21 protein-coding genes and 2 tRNA genes are annotated in these 19,487 nt (G+C 37.1%); 13 read left to right on the top strand and 10 right to left on the bottom strand.

Translation table 11 applies throughout. The features are described from left to right. The first annotated feature begins 17 nt into the window (after positions 1-17). On the top strand, positions 18-2,267 hold the full coding sequence (locus tag F2A31_RS08995; RefSeq protein WP_150026105.1) for a bifunctional prephenate dehydrogenase/3-phosphoshikimate 1-carboxyvinyltransferase: 2,250 nt from the start codon (positions 18-20) through the stop codon (positions 2,265-2,267). Between the two features lie 286 nt (positions 2,268-2,553). Continuing rightward, positions 2,554-3,024: an Lrp/AsnC family transcriptional regulator gene (locus F2A31_RS08990; RefSeq protein WP_004638699.1), complete on the top strand. Its 471-nt coding sequence runs from the start codon at positions 2,554-2,556 to the stop codon at positions 3,022-3,024. A 43-nt stretch (positions 3,025-3,067) separates the two neighbouring features. Here F2A31_RS08990 and F2A31_RS08985 read toward each other — a convergent pair whose 3' ends face one another. Further along, complete coding sequence (locus tag F2A31_RS08985) at positions 3,068-3,817, bottom strand: YebC/PmpR family DNA-binding transcriptional regulator (RefSeq protein ID WP_004638700.1); 750 nt, start codon at positions 3,815-3,817, stop codon at positions 3,068-3,070. Between the two features lie 141 nt (positions 3,818-3,958). Next, complete coding sequence (locus tag F2A31_RS08980; RefSeq protein ID WP_150026104.1) at positions 3,959-4,516, bottom strand: 1-acyl-sn-glycerol-3-phosphate acyltransferase; 558 nt, start codon at positions 4,514-4,516, stop codon at positions 3,959-3,961. A 266-nt stretch (positions 4,517-4,782) separates the two neighbouring features. Here F2A31_RS08980 and F2A31_RS08975 point away from each other — a divergent pair. Both F2A31_RS08975 and F2A31_RS08970 read left to right on the top strand, forming a co-directional pair. Beyond that, positions 4,783-4,859: transfer RNA gene (locus F2A31_RS08975), tRNA-Ile, on the top strand. Positions 4,860-5,124: 265 nt separating this feature from the next. Beyond that, positions 5,125-5,445: a hypothetical protein gene (locus F2A31_RS08970; protein WP_150026103.1), complete on the top strand. Its 321-nt coding sequence runs from the start codon at positions 5,125-5,127 to the stop codon at positions 5,443-5,445. A 143-nt stretch (positions 5,446-5,588) separates the two neighbouring features. On the opposite strand, the gene F2A31_RS08965 is transcribed toward F2A31_RS08970, so the two are convergent. The 5 genes from F2A31_RS08965 to F2A31_RS08945 all read right to left on the bottom strand — a co-directional run bounded on the left by F2A31_RS08965 (position 5,589) and on the right by F2A31_RS08945 (position 11,115). After that, entirely contained in the window at positions 5,589-5,882 is a 294-nt protein-coding gene (locus F2A31_RS08965; RefSeq protein ID WP_150026102.1) for a type 1 fimbrial protein, read from the bottom strand. A gap of 259 nt (positions 5,883-6,141) precedes the next feature. Continuing rightward, on the bottom strand, positions 6,142-7,158 hold the full coding sequence (locus F2A31_RS08960) for a fimbrial protein (protein WP_150026101.1): 1,017 nt from the start codon (positions 7,156-7,158) through the stop codon (positions 6,142-6,144). After that, positions 7,155-9,707: a fimbria/pilus outer membrane usher protein gene (locus F2A31_RS08955; protein ID WP_150026100.1), complete on the bottom strand. Its 2,553-nt coding sequence runs from the start codon at positions 9,705-9,707 to the stop codon at positions 7,155-7,157. Before F2A31_RS08955 ends, F2A31_RS08960 begins: the two co-directional genes overlap by 4 nt. A gap of 61 nt (positions 9,708-9,768) precedes the next feature. Then, positions 9,769-10,500 (bottom strand): fimbrial biogenesis chaperone, encoded by a 732-nt coding sequence (locus F2A31_RS08950; RefSeq protein ID WP_150026099.1) that lies wholly within the window; start codon positions 10,498-10,500, stop codon positions 9,769-9,771. An 81-nt stretch (positions 10,501-10,581) separates the two neighbouring features. Further along, on the bottom strand, positions 10,582-11,115 hold the full coding sequence (locus F2A31_RS08945) for a fimbrial protein (protein ID WP_150026098.1): 534 nt from the start codon (positions 11,113-11,115) through the stop codon (positions 10,582-10,584). A 477-nt stretch (positions 11,116-11,592) separates the two neighbouring features. Between F2A31_RS08945 and F2A31_RS08940 the strand changes: the two genes are divergently transcribed. Beyond that, positions 11,593-11,940: a hypothetical protein gene (locus tag F2A31_RS08940; RefSeq protein WP_150026097.1), complete on the top strand. Its 348-nt coding sequence runs from the start codon at positions 11,593-11,595 to the stop codon at positions 11,938-11,940. A gap of 120 nt (positions 11,941-12,060) precedes the next feature. Next, positions 12,061-12,273, top strand: coding sequence for a hypothetical protein (locus tag F2A31_RS08935; RefSeq protein WP_150026096.1), 213 nt, complete (start codon positions 12,061-12,063; stop codon positions 12,271-12,273). Between the two features lie 49 nt (positions 12,274-12,322). Here F2A31_RS08935 and bioB read toward each other — a convergent pair whose 3' ends face one another. Next, a complete protein-coding gene (gene bioB, locus F2A31_RS08930; protein ID WP_150026095.1) occupies positions 12,323-13,312 on the bottom strand; it encodes a biotin synthase BioB in 990 nt (329 codons plus the stop codon). Between the two features lie 79 nt (positions 13,313-13,391). Further along, positions 13,392-14,516 (bottom strand): tRNA epoxyqueuosine(34) reductase QueG, encoded by a 1,125-nt coding sequence (queG, locus tag F2A31_RS08925; protein ID WP_150026094.1) that lies wholly within the window; start codon positions 14,514-14,516, stop codon positions 13,392-13,394. A 23-nt stretch (positions 14,517-14,539) separates the two neighbouring features. On the opposite strand from queG, the gene F2A31_RS08920 reads away from it, so the two are divergent. Next, positions 14,540-16,048, top strand: coding sequence for an NAD(P)H-hydrate dehydratase (locus F2A31_RS08920; protein ID WP_150026093.1), 1,509 nt, complete (start codon positions 14,540-14,542; stop codon positions 16,046-16,048). Between the two features lie 6 nt (positions 16,049-16,054). Here F2A31_RS08920 and ruvC read toward each other — a convergent pair whose 3' ends face one another. Beyond that, on the bottom strand, positions 16,055-16,600 hold the full coding sequence (gene ruvC, locus F2A31_RS08915; protein ID WP_150026092.1) for a crossover junction endodeoxyribonuclease RuvC: 546 nt from the start codon (positions 16,598-16,600) through the stop codon (positions 16,055-16,057). A 300-nt stretch (positions 16,601-16,900) separates the two neighbouring features. Between ruvC and F2A31_RS08910 the strand changes: the two genes are divergently transcribed. The 6 genes from F2A31_RS08910 (at position 16,901) to F2A31_RS08890 (ending at position 19,418) form a co-directional block, all read left to right on the top strand. Continuing rightward, a tRNA-Met gene (locus F2A31_RS08910) sits at positions 16,901-16,977 on the top strand. A gap of 191 nt (positions 16,978-17,168) precedes the next feature. Then, positions 17,169-17,387: a transposase gene (locus F2A31_RS08905; RefSeq protein ID WP_150026091.1), complete on the top strand. Its 219-nt coding sequence runs from the start codon at positions 17,169-17,171 to the stop codon at positions 17,385-17,387. Between the two features lie 101 nt (positions 17,388-17,488). Then, a complete protein-coding gene (locus F2A31_RS08900; RefSeq protein ID WP_004638802.1) occupies positions 17,489-17,698 on the top strand; it encodes a cold-shock protein in 210 nt (69 codons plus the stop codon). Positions 17,699-18,011: 313 nt separating this feature from the next. Beyond that, complete coding sequence (locus tag F2A31_RS08895) at positions 18,012-18,224, top strand: cold-shock protein (RefSeq protein WP_150026090.1); 213 nt, start codon at positions 18,012-18,014, stop codon at positions 18,222-18,224. A 484-nt stretch (positions 18,225-18,708) separates the two neighbouring features. Then, positions 18,709-18,870 carry a hypothetical protein gene (locus tag F2A31_RS15800; RefSeq protein ID WP_171490577.1) on the top strand — a complete coding sequence of 54 codons (162 nt, stop codon included), beginning with the start codon at positions 18,709-18,711 and terminating at the stop codon, positions 18,868-18,870. Between the two features lie 113 nt (positions 18,871-18,983). Next, complete coding sequence (locus tag F2A31_RS08890) at positions 18,984-19,418, top strand: I78 family peptidase inhibitor (protein ID WP_150026089.1); 435 nt, start codon at positions 18,984-18,986, stop codon at positions 19,416-19,418. The last annotated feature ends 69 nt before the right edge of the window (positions 19,419-19,487 follow it).

The raw sequence follows: 19,487 nt of genomic DNA, 5'->3' as shown, positions 1-19,487 counted from the left end.
TTAGGCCAATATGTTTTATGTCTCAACCATTATTTAAAAAAGTTGCATTTATTGGACTTGGACTGATTGGGTCTAGTCTTGCTCGTGTGATTGTGGCAGAACAACTTGCATCTGAAATTGTCGCTTCAACACGCTCAAAGAAAACATTAGATGACGCAAAAGCACTGGGTATTATTCAGGAAGGTTATACAAATCCTGAAGAAGCTGTTGTAGGTGCTGACTTAATTGTTTTGGCACTACCTGTGCGTGCAACTCAAAAGGTACTCGAACAGATTAAGCCTTATCTGGACCAAAATGCCATCATTACCGATGTGGGAAGTACCAAAGGCAATGTTGTTGAGGCTGCAAAAGCCGTGTTTGGTGAGCGTCTACCGGTTGGTTTTGTTCCTGGACATCCGATCGCAGGTGCTGAACATACAGGTGTGCATGCAGGCAAAGTCGATTTATTTGCAAATCATAAAGTGATTTTGACACCAGTTGCTACAAGTGCGGATTGGGCGGTCGAAAAGCTGATTCAGCTTTGGTCTGCTGCGAAAGCTGAAGTCATCTGTATGGATGTGACCAAACATGATGAAGTATTGGCACACACCAGTCATTTACCACATTTGATGGCTTTCAATCTAGTAGAGCAATTGGCGAACCGTGAAGATAATTTAGATATCTTCCGTTATGCTGCGGGTGGTTTTCGAGACTTTTCTCGAATTGCAGCCAGTGATCCACAAATGTGGCATGATATTTTTTTCGCCAACAAAACTGCGATTTTGAATGCTGTAGAAGGTTTTGAACAGCAACTTTCAGTGTTGAAAAAACTGATCGAACAGGAAGATTCACAAGCGTTAATGGGATTGCTCGGGCATGCTCAAGCTGCTCGTCAACACTTTAACCATATGTTAGCCAAAAAACCTTTGATGGAGAAAAACAAGGTGACACAGCAATTTAGCATTTTACCGGGAAAGAAAACATTTACAGGTAAATTCACCGTACCAGGTGACAAGTCTGTGTCGCATCGTTCAATCATGTTTGGCGCGATTGCTGAAGGCACAACGCATGTGACCGGTTTCTTAGAGGGTGAAGATGCATTGGCAACTTTACAAGCATTCCGTGACATGGGCGTAAGTATCGAAGGTCCGAAGAATGGTGAAGTCACGATTCATGGTGTCGGTATGTATGGCTTGAAAGCACCTGCAAGCGCTTTATATATGGGTAACTCTGGTACAAGCATGCGTTTGTTGTCTGGTATGTTATCTGCGCAAAAGTTTGATTCTGTGATGACAGGTGATGCGTCATTGTCTAAACGTCCAATGGAGCGTATTGCTAAGCCACTTCGTGAAATGGGTGCTCAGATTCAAACCACTGGTGAAAAAGGTACACCACCAGTGAGTATTACAGGTAGTCAAGCGCTTAAAGGGATTCAATACGATTTACCAATGGCTTCTGCCCAAGTGAAGTCTGGAATTTTATTGGCAGGTTTATGGGCAGAAGGTGTAACTTCAGTGACTGAACCTGAACCAACACGTGATCATACTGAACGTATGTTACGTGCCTTTGGATATGATGTGAAAACTGAAGGCAATAAAATTTCTCTTGTGGGCGGTGGTAAGTTAGTCGGTACGAATATTCAAGTTCCTTCTGATATTTCTTCTGCTGCGTTCTTTATGGTTGGCGCTGCGATTACTGAAGGTGCAGATGTTGTACTGGAAGCGGTTGGTATTAACCCAACACGTACGGGTGTGATTGAAATCCTGAAACAAATGGGTGCTGATCTGACCGTTGAAAATGAGCGTATTGCAGGCGGTGAGCCGATTGCAGATATTCATATTAAAGGTTCTCGTACACTTAAAGGCATCCATATGCCAGAGGATCAAGTGCCATTGGCAATTGATGAATTCCCAGCATTATTTATCGCGGCTGCATGTGCTGAAGGTCAAACTGTGTTGACTGGAGCTGCTGAGTTGCGTGTAAAAGAATCTGATCGTATCCAAGTGATGGCAGATGGTTTGAAAATCATGGGTATCGATTGCACGCCAACAGAAGATGGCATCATCATTGAAGGTAAGGGCAAGTCTGGTGATTGGTCAGCAATCTTTAATGGTGGTGAAATTGAATCTCACCATGATCATCGTATTGCAATGAGTTTTAGTATTGCAGGTCTGAGAACTGCTGGTGCGATTACGATTCATGGTACTGAAACGGTTGCAACAAGTTTTCCGACGTTTACGGAACTTGCAAATACCGCCGGGCTTGATTTGAAAGTTGTAGAAGCTTAAGCAATTTTTAATTGCGCTATAACTTAAAATGAAATCTATTTAAAAACGAGCCAAGCTAAAACTTGGCTCGTTTTTATCATATGTAGTAAGAATAGCTTAGAGTTGAAAAAAATAAGTTTAATAGGTCAGTATGTGGGAAATAATCTGAAGTTATGACTTTTTATTCAAATATAATTGAATGAAATCTTTAAAAATTGGAAATTATTGTCAAATACACTTTTAAAAAAATGCAAACAGGGAAATAATAGGTGACTAAATTTCATTGCATTGAAAAAGGAATAATAAGATGGAGTTAGATCGTTTCGATAAGCAGATTCTTGAGATCTTAACGCATGAAGATGTGAACCTGAATGAGTTATCAGAACGTATTAATCTGTCTGTGAGCTCGGTGCATCGTCGGATCAAAAATCTGATTGAATCTCAGGTGATGGGGCAGCTAAAAAGAGAAATTAATTTTAATAAGCTTGGATTCAGTTTACATATCTTATTGCAAGTTTCCTTGAGCAAGCATGATAGTGAGACTTTTGATAAGTTTTTAGAAGAGCTAGAAGATATTCCAGAAGTAACCAATGCTTTTTTGGTCACAGGGCAGAGTGCAGATTTTATTTTAGAACTTGTTGCGCGTAATATGGATGATTACAGTGAAATATTATTACGCCGTATTGGTAAAATCGACAGTGTTGTCGCGCTGCATTCCAGTTTTGTGATCAAAGAATACAACGTCTTTAACTGTTATAAACTTTTAAATAAGCTATAAAAAATGCATCTAAAAAGATGCATTTTTTACTCATATTGATTGCTTATGCATCAAGCTGTTCTAAGACTTCTTCAGAGAATTCAACGTTGGTATAAACGTTTTGAACATCATCAAGATCTTCTAACATATCAATCATTTTCATGATTTGTTTTGCTTGATCAACATCCGTGATTTCAGCCTTAGTTGATGGGCTCATAACGACTTCGGCATTATCAGATTTTAAACCTGCCGCAGCTAGCGCATCTTGAACCTCACCAAAGCTTTCTGGACTGGTAATGACGAGAATGCTGTCTTCATCAACTTCGATATCATCAGCGCCCGCTTCTAAAGCGACTTCCATGATTTTGTCTTCTAATGAGACATCTTCGAAAGAAATTTCACCACGTTTAGTAAACAGATATGCAACTGAACCATTCGTTCCTAAGTTACCATTGGTTTTACTAAAACAGTGTCGAACATCAGGTACAGTACGGTTTAAATTATCAGTCATCGTTTCAACGATAACAGCAACGCCACCGACACCATAACCCTCATAAGTTACTTCTTTTAAATCATCATTTTCTTCACCACCAGCACCGCGTTGGATTGCACGATTGATGGTGTCACGTGTCATGTTGACAGAAAGTGCTTTTTCAACAACAGCACGTAAACGAGGGTTACTCGCTGCATCAGGACCGCCTAATCTTGCTGCGGTAACAATCTCGCGGATATATTTAGTAAAGACTTTACCGCGACTGGCATCTTGTTTCGCTTTACGATGCTTAATATTGGCCCATTTAGAATGACCCGCCATGGAAGTAACTCCAAAAAAATAAAACTCAAAAAGTGCATGAATATTAGCATAGCAAGGGTTTTGTTGAAAACTCTCGCCGCTAACATTCAAAATATAAAATTATGATGAAATCATAAAACTTGATCAGCTAAACTTTATAGCTTAATTGATTTTGACATCAATATCATATTCAGCATACATCGCTTTAATTTTCTCTAGATCTTGTTGTAGATCAGTAGGGTAGATTTTTCCTAAAATCCCACCCTTTTTAGTTCGTGCATTGGCATACATTAAAATGATCGGAACGTTTGCTGCTTTGGCAATATGCCAAAAACCTGTACGGATTGGCTTACGTTTTTCACCATCTTTCGCGCGAGTGGCCTCAGGTGCGATGACAAGATTAAATTGCTCATTTTGGTTAAATAGATCAACCATTTGAGTCACGATATCTTTGCTCGCCTTACGATCAACAGGGATACCTCCTAGACGTTCTAGAACAGGTTTTAAGGGGCCTTTAAACAGCTCTTTTTTAATCAAAGTATGGATTTTTAATTCTAAAATCTCAAATAGGGCAAGTGATAAGATCGTATCTAGGTTAGAGGTATGCTCAAAACCGATAATGACTTGTTTCTTTTCTAAAATAGTTGGATCTACTCTGTACTCCCAACCTGTTGCTTTAAATATAGTTTTTCCTAAAAATTTTCTCATGGTCACAACCATTACACTTGAATGGCAGCAGTGTAATACGAGTTTTGAAGAAAATACATATCTGAAAATTCCAGATCTAGAGAAAATTGGATGTCTTTTAAATGATCAAAATTTCATAATATATACTTTACTCGTTATATATAGATCAGCTAGAATCAGCGCAGTTAAAGATTTTACTTACAATTCTGTATGTTTGATAAAATCATCTGCTTGTAATTTAAGTTAAATTTAACTAAAATTTGGCAGAATTTAATCATAGGAACATGATTAAATTTATAGGGCCTATAGCTCAGTTGGTTAGAGCAGCGGACTCATAATCCGTTGGTCCCGTGTTCAAGTCACGGTGGGCCCACCATATAAAACAACCACTTAGGTGTACTAATCCTAAGTGGTTTTTTAATGTCTAAATCTGTGTAAACAGCACAATATGATGTTTATCCAATTGTATTTTATACATAGTATGTTATAACAATAATAAGTGTAGAATTATCATAATTATTAACAACTTATTTTTTATAGTTGCGTAGTTGTTTGGTAATGCTGTTTTGACTTTAACACTCTTCTATAGCTTTTTATGATTTAATAAATACATGAACAACAAAACAAAAAAGAGAGAAAAAATGAAAATAGCATATCTAGGTGGATTTAAAGATGGTGAGATTCTCACGCTTCCGATTGAGTTTGGTGATCCGGTTCAATTAGAGTGGATTATCCAGCATGAAGATATTGAAAAAGCTGAACAGGATTTAACAGATCATTCACAACGAGATTTTGCAGTTACATTGAAAAAGTGTGTAGTGAATTATCGTTTAATGATACTGAAACGAAGTAAAGAAATGCGTTTTTTTTATGTTGAAGACGGACTATCAAAAGAGAGAGTTTTTGAACACATGAATCAGCATTGGAATAAGTCTGATACAGTTGGCTTTGATTTTGATTGATCCTTATTTAGCACGTTTTAACCGAACTACTCAAAATCGAGAAGGAGCTTTTCGTATGTCATTTTTATGCTATCAAATATTATATATCTTGAAGATAATGTAGTTGTTTATTTAATAGCATACTTTTTTTAATTTAAATCTTTTTAGTAATAGCTCACAACGATCACACTATTATTTGTCTCTGTTTGTTTTTCAATATTTATTTCAATCATATTGTTTTTTTGTGATTTATTTTGCAAATCTATTAGAGATATTGAGTTGTTATCTATTTTTTTATTTAAATTGCTTATTAATTCACAATCTCGATGCTGATGTTGCTGAGAACACGTATCTTCAATAATTTTTCCATTTATTTGGATTGTATTCGTTGCATGGCTTGCAGAAACAAAAATTATTGTTAATGTCGATAGTATGAGTTTATATATTATGCTGTTCATGTTTATATTCCTTCTAGATGAGTTAAGTGTTTATTAACATACAAATAATTGTGAAGGCAATATTGATTATAAAGTGTTAGTTAAAAAGGCTATCAAAGTGTGATGTAGTATATATTTTTTATAAAAACTGATAATTAATTTAATTATAAATATTTGAGATATATTTTTATATTCACTAGGATTTTATTTGTTTTCTGATAGCATATTTTACGCATTGTTTTGATGAACAAAAAAAACTCCCATTTAGGGAGTCTTAAATTTAATCATATTCGATAGTGACCGTTGCCATTGCTCTGACAGTTCCTGCACTAACGTTTGCTGCGGTTTGATAATATTGGGCTGTTAATGGAATATTGAATTGCAAGGTATCATTCGATTTAATGGTGCCAATTTCTAATTTGTCACCTTTTCTGATCGCTTGATTTTTATTTTGGTAATTCCAAAGCAATTGAACACCTACACCATTCGCTCGCGTTGCAGCAGGAGCTGTATTTGATAAAACCTGATTATTTGTTCCATCTTGGATATAGTCAAAACTTAAACTGATTAAGTTTTTTTCCTCATAACCTGTTGGGTTCTGACCACCGTTACATAAAATGTTGAGATCAAAAGCTTGTGCTCCTTGAGTGGAGCCTACACCCGTGAATCCTGATTTTGTCACAGTGGGTAAAGTAACAACTTTATTGATATTCCCTTGAATTTCACAGGATGAAGAAGCAATGGTGATTGCATTTCCATAGACTGTGCTGGTTAAGAATGGGCGATTCGCATGGCCAGTAACATAATAACTACTATAGCGTCCTGGTACTAATGTTCCTGATCCTGTTTGGGCTGCTGTTTTGATAATTTCTACAACGAAATATCCTTGAGCTAAATTGTAAGTTGTTCCAGGGCTAAGATTTCTAGAGTATGGATAGTAACCAGAGAAATTGGTTGCATTTTCAGCTTCACGATATAAACGGATACCAATACCTGGGATATTCGTTGTATAAATGCTATTACCTAAGGTACTGATTGGATAATTCTGTGTTAAATCAGCATAAATGCGATCTGAGCTTGAATTACATCTAAGAGTCGAGCCATTGGGATTAATAGGGAAGGTTGCTTTACGTAGAATCGTGCCTACTGTGTCACTAGGACGAACAACGACTCTCCCTACAGCCATGGAAATATCAACGGTAGTGAACCCATAACTAAGTGTACAGGCTGCATTTGCCTCACTATACAAACCAAGACCAGCGGTGAGCAAAACACTGTTTAAGAGTAATTTTTTCATTTACAAACCGCCTCAGTCATTATTAAGTTTTGTTGATCTTGTGCAAGCTGAGCTGTTACGTCATAAGTAATCTCACATTGCTCAGCGCTATCATCACCCCATTTTACATACAGTTGATCTTGTGCTTTTTGGGTACGTAAATACACCATGCTGCCTTGAGCAACAATACCAACAGACTCATTATTTTGATCAAATACTTGAGCTGCAAATGGTAGATTTTCACCAGTCGAAGTTTTAGCAGCAATGTAAATTGCATAACCTTTCTTCGTAGAAAAGTCTACTTTCGTAATAGACCCTGCGAATGGGGCAATTCGTTGGCTAGTTTCTTCAAGTTCGACATTTGTAGACATTTCTTGTGGGTCAAGTGTGATGTCATTTAAACGATATGGTGTTACATAAGGAATAACAGCATAGCCATCCTTATTGACACTTAAACCTGTTGTATTATTGACTTTGGCACCTGCTGCATCTGGAGCATAAACCAATACCATGGTTTGACCTTGTTCAGGGCCGAATAAAATCCCATCACGATGCGCAACAATATTACCTGTTAAACTTACCATCGCTTGTTGATAGGTATCAGCAATACTATAAGATCCACCAACGGTCGTGAAATTGGTGCGATAGCGACCATTTACGTTGAATGTTGGGTTGCTATAGTCTTGGTGTGATATAGATGTTCCATAATTAAAGCGATCGCCAACAGTACCACTAACACCAACAGTTCGGTTATTCTGTGATGCATTTGCATTCACATTCATTGAATGCTTTTTGAAGCTCAATGGGAAGGAGAGCGTCATCAAGTATTCAGTGTCACGTGTACGATTATTCGAGCTATAGTCAACTTGTCGTTTGGTTGCAGATAAACCATAAGTTAAACCATGGTAGTTATTACTATAACCAAACTGGTATTGTTTGCCGCTTTCATTGCGATTCCAATAATCAACCCACGAACCGACCATGTAGAAGTTACCCCAACCATCAGGAAGACCCTGATTTAAGGTAATTTGGAATTCACTGCGTTGTTTACCCACAGCATAGCTGTTGATACCTTTATCTTCCAAATCACGGATTAAAAGTGCATCACGTAATTTGTAATAATTTTCAGTCGAGTATCGATATGCGGCTAAGGTTAAATTGGTACTTGTCGGAGAGATCAGCTTACTATAGCTCAAGCGATAACTTTGACCAGATTGAGACGCTTTTTTCTCAAAGTCAGCTTCAGAATGTGTTACGTCAACTGCAATAGCACCTAGAGGTGTCGCAAAGGCTGTACCTAATAGTGCAGATGCATATCGTTCAGTTGCTTGAAAACCTGTATAACCAGTCAGGTAGTTGTTAATACCGAGTTGGTATTTACCTTGCACAACCCAAGGGTCTAAATCAATATCACGATCACGGAATTCGCCAGCAGTAACCGAGTAGCGGCTCATGCCAGGTCTTAGCATTTGAACGACAGAAGCGTAGGGGATTGAAAATGTTTGGATATCACCATTTGATTCAATCACAGAAACTTCAAGTTCTCCGCCAAAGCCCGTTGGATAGAGATCATTAATTTCAAAGCTACCTGGTGATACAGTCGTTTGGTAAATTAATTGACCTTGTTGACGTACTTCAACTTTAGCGTTTGTTTTTGCATTGCCACGAATACGAGGCGCATACCCCAACATACTATTTGGGAGCATGCGGTCATCACTAGAAAAATCAATACCACGGTATCCAAATGAATCGAAAACTTCACCATTGGTAAAACTATCACCTAATGTAAGTACACCACGATATTGAGGAAATGCACGTTGCAAATAGGTACTTGTAGATTGATAGTTTGATTTACTTTCATTCTCGTTAGGCTGATCTTTCCACTGCCATTGACCATTGTGACGTAATTGCCAGCCAGCAAGATTCGCTCCAGCTGTTAATGCCATAAATGCATTAGTGGTTTCTTTATTGTCATTGCTTTTATTAAAGGTTTTATATGCACTACCGCTATAAGATAAAAAGCCAGCATTTACACCACGATCCCAAACACTAGGATCAACATAGCCTTGAGCATTTTTTTGTATCGCAACCTGAGGAATAGAAATATCTACACGCAACTTAGATGTATCAAAATTATAGTATGCATCTTCAATCCATTCATCTATTTTTAGGCAGCTATTTTGTGAAATAGCAGACTGATGGATCGCTAAAGCATCTTGCTTAACACCGTATTCGAGTAAAGTATTAGAATTGAAGCAGGTAACTGCATTTTGCTTAGGGTCGACAGCTTTAAATTGCATACGACGTTTGCCGAACCATTTACCATTGATGTATACGTCTACATTATATTCACCTGGTAATACTGGGTTACCGTACTTAAAGCGTGAAATATCGATCTTTTGTGCATCACCAATTAAAAATGAAGAGTCGAATTCAGCTTCCGTCGCATTATTGTTTTTGAGTTCGTCTGCATACACCATTACTGGCATAGTCATGCTGATTACGCCAGAAGTAAGGTAAAAACAAATATGCCGCTTTAATAATCTATATGGTGCGTGCTTTTTTGACATGATAAGGATCGCCTATATTGTATAGGTACTTAAAATTATTGGTTATCTGGATATAAGATGATTATTGAAACTTAATTGGTTTCTCGACTCGTCCGCCGTAATCATTTACATTGATAAAGCTCATTTTTTCTGTATTGGAGATTTTTAATTGAACTCGATCTTCAGAAAATGGCTTTAACATTAAACCTTTAGGTAGTAGATCTACTTTCTTGTCGCCATTAACTTGATAGATTGAAGTCATGGTTATATGAAAAGGTGTTGGGTTTTTGATTACTACACTTTGACCTGCTTTTTGCCATTGCAGCTTATCGGCTGCTAAATTAGCATCTACTTTAATACTCGCAGGGCGGTAGAAGAATTTAATTCTTGAACGAATGGCAAGTTGTAAAAAATTATCTGGTACTGATTCGGCACCTTTACCTGTTGGTCGAGGTGGAATATCCAATATATTTAACCAAAGTACAGATTCTTGCTGTTGATTTAGCTGTGATGCATTTGGTAAAGCCGTAATCCGAAGTGTTTGGCTTTTTGTTGCTTCGACTCGCGAAATCGGAGGCGTGATCATGAAAGGAACTTTCGATTGATCAGGTGTACTTTTAGGATCGCCCTCATCAATCCATGCTTGGACTAATGCAGGTTTTGAGCCGTTATTACTGAGTTGTAAAGTTACTTCACGTGCATCGGAGGGATAAATAACACGCGTGCCGTGAATGACAATCTCTGCATGTGCTGCAGTCGCTAGCATTGAGCAGAGTGCAAAACCAGACAAAAATTTACTACCGTTAAATGACATGTGTAACATTCTCAGAAATGGCGAAAGTTAAATGAAGGGAGTTTCTATGTTTACGAACATAGAAACTCAGTTATCAATAAATTATTGATAAATAATTGTATATTGAACTGAAGTAGTTACTTCACCAGCAGTTGAAGCACCAGTTGCATAGTATTCAGCATAGTAGTTAAGGTCTGCGCTACCGCCTTCTACAACATCAACCCATTGTGAGTTTGCTTGAGCACCATTAGCACCAGCAGCTAATACAGGGATTACTTGGTTGTTGTCACCAAGTAATTGAACGTCAACGTTTTGAGCACCAGCAGCAGCTTGGTTGATTAAACGGCCAGTGTTGAAGTCAACAGTTGCACCTGGTTCGAAGTAAGTTGCAACTTTACCAGCTGAACAGTCTTCCAAGTTGATTTGGAATGGTGTACGACCAGCGACATCACCAGCATTTGCAAGAGTTTGTCTAGAAACAGTTGGGAGGGTAACAACAAAATCTTTACCTGCTGGAGTAACAATGTTGCAAGTTTTGTCAGTTACTAAACCATTGATTGTAATTGTTCCATCAGCAGCTTGAACATTTGCGATACCAGCAACTGAAAGAGCAGCGATCAAAGCAAGTTTTTTCATAATAATTTCTCAAATACATCAGCTAAAAGTTTGAATTATATTACCTTTTCAGTTAATTTTTGCGCTGAATAAGTAATGTGAGAAATATATCATTTATTAAATAAAATGCAAACTACGTCACATAATTGAGGTATTGGACTTTTAGTTAGGAATGATTAAAAATAACTCCTTGTTTGTTTGTAACTTTTGGTAAAAAAGTTACACAATGATAATAAAAATAGATCAAACATCTGGTCAAAACGGAAAAATTTTATTAGTAAATTTTGACTGATTGTTTAATTTTTATTCAATATTGCGGGATTTTTATATGAATTTTTTATGACAAATAGCTTATTACGTAGAAAGTTTAAATTATTGGTGCAAGAAAAATTAAAAAATGGTTAACAAAAACCTCAAACTATTTTTAAGAATTTTTTAAGTTTGCAGGACTAATTTTTAAGCATGAATTGATGAAAAAAACATCGAAAGGAGCGTTAAATGAACATGCTTTATACTCACAAACCTAATTACTACTTTTTTGCACATAAGTTTGTTTTGTTCTTACAAGACTATTTAAAATCACATCCAGCAGAACAGAAAACGAGCTTTAACCTACAAACGATTTATGATTTATTCAGTCATGATCGTGCTTCAAGTACAACGAATCTTGAAGGTATTCTAAATATTGCTGATGAATATGTTCTTGAGACAGATGAAGGTCAACAAGCATTAATTGATTCTTATCATGTACATTTAGATCGTCATATATTGACTTTAGAATTTAATCCTAAGGCATTGAAAAGTTTAATATCTGGAACTCAAATTGCGCGTCCGCTTGCGGCTTAATGATTGAAGAACAATCAGAGAGCTAATGTTTATAAATTATAGACAAATGTTTTAGTTTCAGCTGAATTTACCTAATCTATTCGTTATGATAATAATTCATAGCGTGATTAGAATAGTACTATGGATAAGAATTTTGACTCTGAAACCTATACTGTAGATAAAAGTTTGACTGATACTTTAACATGGCTAATGCATCATCAAGAGGTGTTTGATTCATTTCATTTTGATGTGCACTCACAAGAACTATCCGTTACCCATGCTGCAGGTGTAGACATTATTCGAGAAGGAATGTTCTTAAATGCAAAATACGGCATCCTAGTGACGTCAGTATAATTTCAAAGCGAGAAAGAAAAAGCCTTGTCAGTTGACAAGGCTTTTGCGTTTATGCGCTCATCGCATCTATTGAGAGCTCTGCAACACTTGGTTTTGGCTTTTCAGCAGTCAAACCTAATTTGGCAAATAATACTTGATCCTTACCTTCACCAGCATTTGGTGTCGTAAGAAGCTTTTCACCAGAGAATAATGAGTTTGCTCCAGCCATAAATGCTAATGCTTGATCTGAGTCACTCAGTGATTCTCGGCCTGCCGATAGACGAATATAGCTATTAGGCATAATGATACGTGCAACAGCAATGGTGCGGATCCACTCAGTTACATCCAGTTTTTCAACTTCAGCAAGTGGTGTTCCTTCAATCGGAACAAGCATATTAATCGGTACAGACTCAGGATGCACAGGCATGGTAGCGAGTTCATGTAATAAGCCGATACGGTCATTGCGACTTTCACCTAAACCTACAATACCACCACTACATACTTTCATCCCTGCTTGACGAACATGATCTAATGTATTTAAACGATCATCAAAGGTACGCGTGCTGATAATATGTGAATAGTATTCACGTGATGTATCGAGGTTATGGTTGTAATAATCTAAGCCTGCATCTTTTAAACGTTCAGCTTGAGATTGATTCAACATACCCAACGTCATACAGGTTTCAAGTCCCAAAGCTTTAACTTCGCGTACCATTTCAAGAACGTATGGCATATCGCGTTCGTGAGGGTTACGCCAAGCTGCTCCCATACAAAAACGAGATGAACCAGACTCTTTCGCTGCTTGCGCTTCACGAATTACCTTATCAACGGCGATACGTTTTTCTGCTTCTAATTTGGAATCATAATGAGCCGACTGAGAACAATATTTACAGTCTTCAGGGCATTTACCGGTTTTGATTGAAAGAAGTGTACTGACCTGAATCGTATTCGCTTGGAAATGTTGGCGATGAACGCGTTGTGCTTCAAAAACTAAGTCTAAAAAAGGTTGATCATATAAAGCTTGGATTTCATCACGAGTCCAGTCATTACGTAGGGTCATTGTTATATCCATGATGATTGATTACAAAGATTGAGATTAATCATACAGAAATCGTGCCAAAGCCATAGGGCAAAAAACATCATTTTTCTATTTGATGAACAGTAGATTGTTGCAATTGTTGTTGAATTGCCCAATCAATATGTACATTTACAATCTCATCGTGCCAAGATTTTGCTTCTTGCAATTTGGCTATGATTTCATCTGAGTATGGCGCATTTCCGAGTCCGATTGCAATATTGCGTTTAAAGGATTGGTAGCCTGTACGTCGTATTGGACTCCCTTCGGTATTTGCTAGAAATGTTGCTTCGTCCCACTGCCAAATATCTAATAAGTGAATATTGTCTAAGTTATGTCTAGGATTAAAATCTGGAATTGTTGCCGTTTTTGCAAAACTGTTCCAAGGACAAATCAACTGACAATCATCACAACCAAAAATTCGATTACCAATACCAGAACGATATTCTTCTGGAATAATACCTTTATATTCAATGGTTAGGTACGCGATACATTTTCTTGCATCTAACATGTAGGGCTCAACAATTGCTTGAGTTGGGCATATATCAATACAAGCAGTACAAGAACCACAATGTGCCGTTGCAGGCTGATCATAGGGAAGGTCTAACGATGTGAATAGCTCGCCTAAAACAAAAAAAGAGCCTGATTTTTTATGGATGAGTAAAGTATGTTTTCCAGTCCATCCCATACCAGCACTTTCTGCCAGTGATTTTTCGAAAATTGGAGCTGAATCTGCAAAGGGGCGTGACTCAAAATCGCCCACTTTTTCTTTAATTCGATTGGCTAAGGTTTTGAGTCGTCCACGCATCACTTTATGGTAATCACGACCTCGTGCATAGCGTGCGATAATGGCTGAATTTGGTTCAAATGGTACATAACGGGGCTTAGGGGATGCTACAAGATAGTTCATTCGCACACAGATAATGCTTTTTGTACCTGGAACAAGCAATGTTGGATCTGCGCGCTTTTCTAAGTTTTCTTCCAAATAGTGCATATCTGCATGATAGCCACGCTCCAAATATTCTTTAAAACGTGGTATTTGATCTTGAGCATCTGGTTTGGCAATGACACAATCAGAAAAGCCTAAGTCCAAAGCTTGTGCCTTTATCCAGCTTTTAAGCGCGTGGGGATCAAGCTGTTGAATCTCAATCTTTTGAGAAGCATTTTTGGAAGAGTGAGTAGAGGCCATAAACCGATAATAAGAGGAAAACCATGCAACGTTTAGTTTACCATAGCCCAGTTTATGATAGTCAAAGTATACAAGCATGGGAGCAACGATGGTTTGCTCAACAGAACGCTTCACTGGGGTTGATGCAACAAGCGGCTTGGTCAATAACGCAAAAATTAAATAAACAATTTCTAGCTCAAAAAATTAAACATATCGCAATTTGGTGTGGACAAGGTAATAACGCTGGTGATGGTTATTATATTGCTGCTTTTTTAAAGCAGCAGGGTTTTAAAGTGACTGTGTTTGCAACAGAGCTAGGACATTCTATTGATTTACAACAGGCATTTAATTATGCACAAAGCCAGCAAGTTGATATTCAAACGATTGACTATTTGCTGTCTGAACATGAAATAGGGCAAGAGTTGCCAATATTTGACTGCCATATAGATGCATTATTTGGGATCGGGTTAAACCGAATGCTTGATCAAAAATGGCAAAACATCATTCAACTCTACAATATGCAAATAGGCTTAAAAATATCGATTGATATCCCTAGTGGATTACATGCCAATACAGGACAAGCTTTACCGTGTGCTATTCAAGCAGATCAGACTTTTACACTATTGGGATACAAAATTGGCTTGTTTACAGGGCAAGGCAAAGAATATGTTGGACAATTACATTTAGTCAGCTTAATTCCAGTTGATACTGAATTAAAGCCATTTGCTTATTTGTCACCTCAAAAAATTGTATTGCCAAAACGACAAGCCTTTGGACATAAAGGGAGCTATGGACATGTCCTCATAGTCGGTGGTCATGCTGATATGGGGGGAGCGGTGATCATGTCTGCTGAAGCTGCCTTCCATGCGGGGGCTGGTAAGGTAAGCGTTGTTTGTCACGCTAAACATCATCAAGCGATTTTGGCGCGCTCTCCAAACATCATGATTCGAGATATAAATGCCTTAGAAAAAAATGAGATTGAGCATTTACTAAAGCAAATCGATGCAGTTTGTTTTGGTATGGGCTTAGGACGTGATGAATGGGCTGAATCAATATATCTAAAATGGTTTGAATGTCTGAATCAGAATTCGCATTTAGAAGTCGTACTCGATGCTGATGGACTTTGGTTTTTGGCCAAACATCCACAACAATTAAATAATCATATCTATGCAACACCACATTCAGGTGAAGCCGCAACTCTATTAGGCTGTACTGCTACAGATATTGAGCAAGATCGTATAGCTGCAATTAAACAGTTACAGCAAAATTTTGCAGGGCAATGGGTGCTGAAGGGCGCAGGGAGTCTAATTTTAGAGAATGAGTTATTTATCTGTACGCAGGGTAATGCAGGTATGGGTACAGGAGGCATGGGGGATGTATTGGCAGGCATGATTGCCAGTTTAAAGGCTCAATTTCATCAACAGGTTGCACTACATGAGATTGTCAGTTTACATGCACAGGCAGGTGATTTACTTGCGGAACAAGGGATTAGAGGCTTACAAGCGCATGAAATGGGCAAAATGATTTATCAAGTGGTGAATCAAACCTTTTAATTTAGCCTAACGCCGTCTAGTACTTGAGCGACTCCGACCACGCGCCATACCACCTAGTGCATTTAAAACGGCCAGTTTAGTCATACTTCCTGAGGCGTGAGCATGACAAATGGCTGCAGCCAGTGCATCAGCAGCATCGGCTTGTGGCTTAATGGTTAAGTTCAATAAGCGCATCACCATCATTTGTACTTGTTCTTTATCGGCAGCCCCATAACCTACAACAGACTGTTTAATCTGACGTGCAGTATACTCAGCCACTTGTAGATCTAAATTTACTAAAGCGGCAATCGCTGCACCACGTGCTTGACCAAGCTTTAACGCAGAATCTGGATTTTGCGCCATAAAGACTTGTTCTACAGCAGCTTCTGTGGGGCCATGAAATTTAACAATTCTCTCCACACCTGCAAAAATACGTTTTAAACGCTCAGGCATTTCTTGAGTTTCTGTTCGAATAGTTCCTGCATCTACAAAGCGGAGTTTACTACCATCTTTTTCGATAATTCCATAACCTGTTAAACGGGAACCAGGATCGATACCAATAATCAGTGACATGAAGCGCTATTAAAATATAAATGTGTTGCTATTGTTACATAAGCAATTCTATGACGGCATTATTTTTTTGTAGAGTTTAGAATTGAAAAGAGAATAATTAATCAAAGATTCAATGCAATAGTTTTATTTTTGCTGTTATCTCAATTAAAGCACGGATAAAAATATTCTTCAAAAAAAGCTAGACAATGTAAAAAAATTCCTGATTTGTACTATTTGTGAGCAATATTTTTAATAATTTAGGAATTTTATAGAAAATGTTTGCATTAAAATTGATATGGGCGTATAAAGCTAACTCGCTGATGCGGGGTGGAGCAGTCTGGTAGCTCGTCGGGCTCATAACCCGAAGGTCGTTGGTTCAAATCCAACCCCCGCATCCAAATTAATTTTGCTCTGTGATGTATTGAAAACATTTGTTTGTTCTGTAAATCAAATGAATGTTACCTTAGCTTAAATAACCCTAAATATAGCTAAAATTATTAGATTCTAGAAATGTAGTATTCCTCTCTCATCTGTCTAGCATTGTAGTAAATGAAATCGATCAACTGAGCTCAGTGATGAGTATAGTGTATTGAAAATTATTAATGAATGGCATGTAGCCAAAGCCAGTAATGGCAATGAAATTTGTGTAAAGATCATCCCCTTAAAGCGCCAACAAAATACTTTGAATGGTTTTAAGTGGGTGGAAGTAGGAAAGAAGGTGCTATTGCAGTCTGGTCAAGAAGTTGACTTTAACCTGGATGGTAAAAGCTTTTATGCTTCTGTGAATCAATTATATCGATTGATTTGAACACTAAAAGTATCTATTTAGTAAGGATAGATTGGATTAAATCTTCATAAATAATTTAGATTTAATCCATAAATGAACAAAGTTTAAAAGGTTTAAAAAGTATGTCTGATACAGTTACTGGCACTGTGAAGTGGTTCAACGAAACTAAAGGTTTTGGTTTTATTCAAGCTGATTCTGGGCAAGATGTTTTTGCTCACTTCAGTGAAATTCAAAGCAATGGTTTCAAAGTTTTACATGAAGGACAACGTGTTTCGTTCGTTCTTGGCCAAGGTAAGAAAGGACCACAAGCGACTAGTATCTCTGTTATCTAATAGAAAATACTTTTAGCAATAAAAAAGCCTGCATCAGAATGCAGGCTTTTTTATTTATTTTTGATTTATTAGATGACGTCCAAACCTCATGATGAGATCTTTTAGACTGTTTGTATTTAGATAATGATTGCGTAAAAAAAGTAAAGTCGTGTATAGTAAATATTAACTAGAAGAATAACACTGTTGATTCAGAAAATCTTTTCATTTCGTAGTTTAGTCAAACCTTTCGTTTTTATCAGATTTCTTCTCAGAGTTTATGATTCCAAGTTGATTGCTGCTAAGCACCCTCCATTTTTAAAAATAGGTTAAAGATATGTCTAATACTGTGACTGGTACAGTGAAGTGGTTCAACGAAACTAAAGGTTTTGGCTTTATTCATGCTGATTCTGGACAAGATGTTTTTGCGCATTTCAGTGAAATTCAAAGTACTGGCTTTAAGGTTTTGCATGAAGGTCAACGAGTAACTTTTACAATCGCTGATGGTAAAAAGGGACCTCAAGCAACTGGTATTACAGTTGTGTCATAAAATTTAGCAACAGCTTTAAAAAAAGCCCACAGAAGTGGGCTTTTTTATAGGTTGATATATTCAAATTATAAGAGAGAAGTGTTGACCATAATTAAGCTGTCAGAAATTGTCATAAATGCACTAAATATTTTAAAAAATGCGCAAGAGAGATATACGACTTTTTGCTAATTTCATTTCATTCATTTTGTAGGCAGATTAATGAGTGTAGTGCATTTAAGAGTGCTAGTATTATGGAAAACGTAGAACCATATGCTCAACAGCTTGGGCAAGAGGTACATGTACATTGCTGTAAGCGGTCTATAGGTACATTGTTGTTTAGTCTAGTTATCCTCGTCGTATCAGGACCTTAAAAGTGAAGGCATCTTAAGGTGTTTGAACATATCCAAAATTTTATACGCATTGTCGTTGCGTGATGCTCTAGATTTATTTTAATTTATCTTGTTTTTTATTTAATATGTAAGGCTTACGAGAAAGGAGTAAGCCAATGGATATTATACAAATAAAAGATTTTTCAGCTAAAAAAGGATATACAAAAGCCATCATGGCAATGGATGAATGGATAAGTACGATTCCTGATTTTTATATGATTAAGGATCACTATTTTGTTGATGAGGCTATTCGAGTGGAATATGTAATCATCCAATAATTAAGAAAAACCATGAATCTGGATCAGAAATAATACTTTCTGTTTCAAATCATAGACATAATTATTTATCTTTTTTGATATCTTTATTTTTTCAAATTTAAGAATTCAAACTTATGAAAAAGATCTTATTTTTAGGTTTAATCGTGACTTCACTTGCTGCATGTTCATCAACACCAAGCGATGAAATGACACCTCCAAAAATCGGAATGGCAAATCCTGCGAGTAAATATTGCATTGAACAGGGTGGTCAGCTGGAAATTCGTAATGAAGCAAATGGACAGGTGGGATATTGTAAACTACCTAATGGTCAAGTAGTTGAAGAATGGGAACTTTTCCGTTCAAGTCAACCAAAATGTTTAGCGGATGAGGCACAGAAATTAGTTGGCCAAACTGGTTTAACCGAAGCGCAAATTAAAGAAAAAACCAAATCTGAGATTGTACGTAGTATTGGACCAAATCAACCAGTAACGATGGACTATCGTGAAAATCGTGTTACGGTGACTATTGATCCAAAATCTAAAAAAATTACCAATGCAACTTGTGGTTAAACCATAAATTGTTAATCGCTCTCAATCAAAGTTATTTGATTGGGAGCTTTTTTATATCTACAAATACTT

This window comes from Acinetobacter suaedae, from assembly GCF_008630915.1.
Lineage (GTDB): Bacteria > Pseudomonadota > Gammaproteobacteria > Pseudomonadales > Moraxellaceae > Acinetobacter > Acinetobacter suaedae.
The sequence above is the reverse complement of the archived record's forward strand: the minus strand, read 5'-3'. Positions and strand labels throughout refer to the sequence as shown.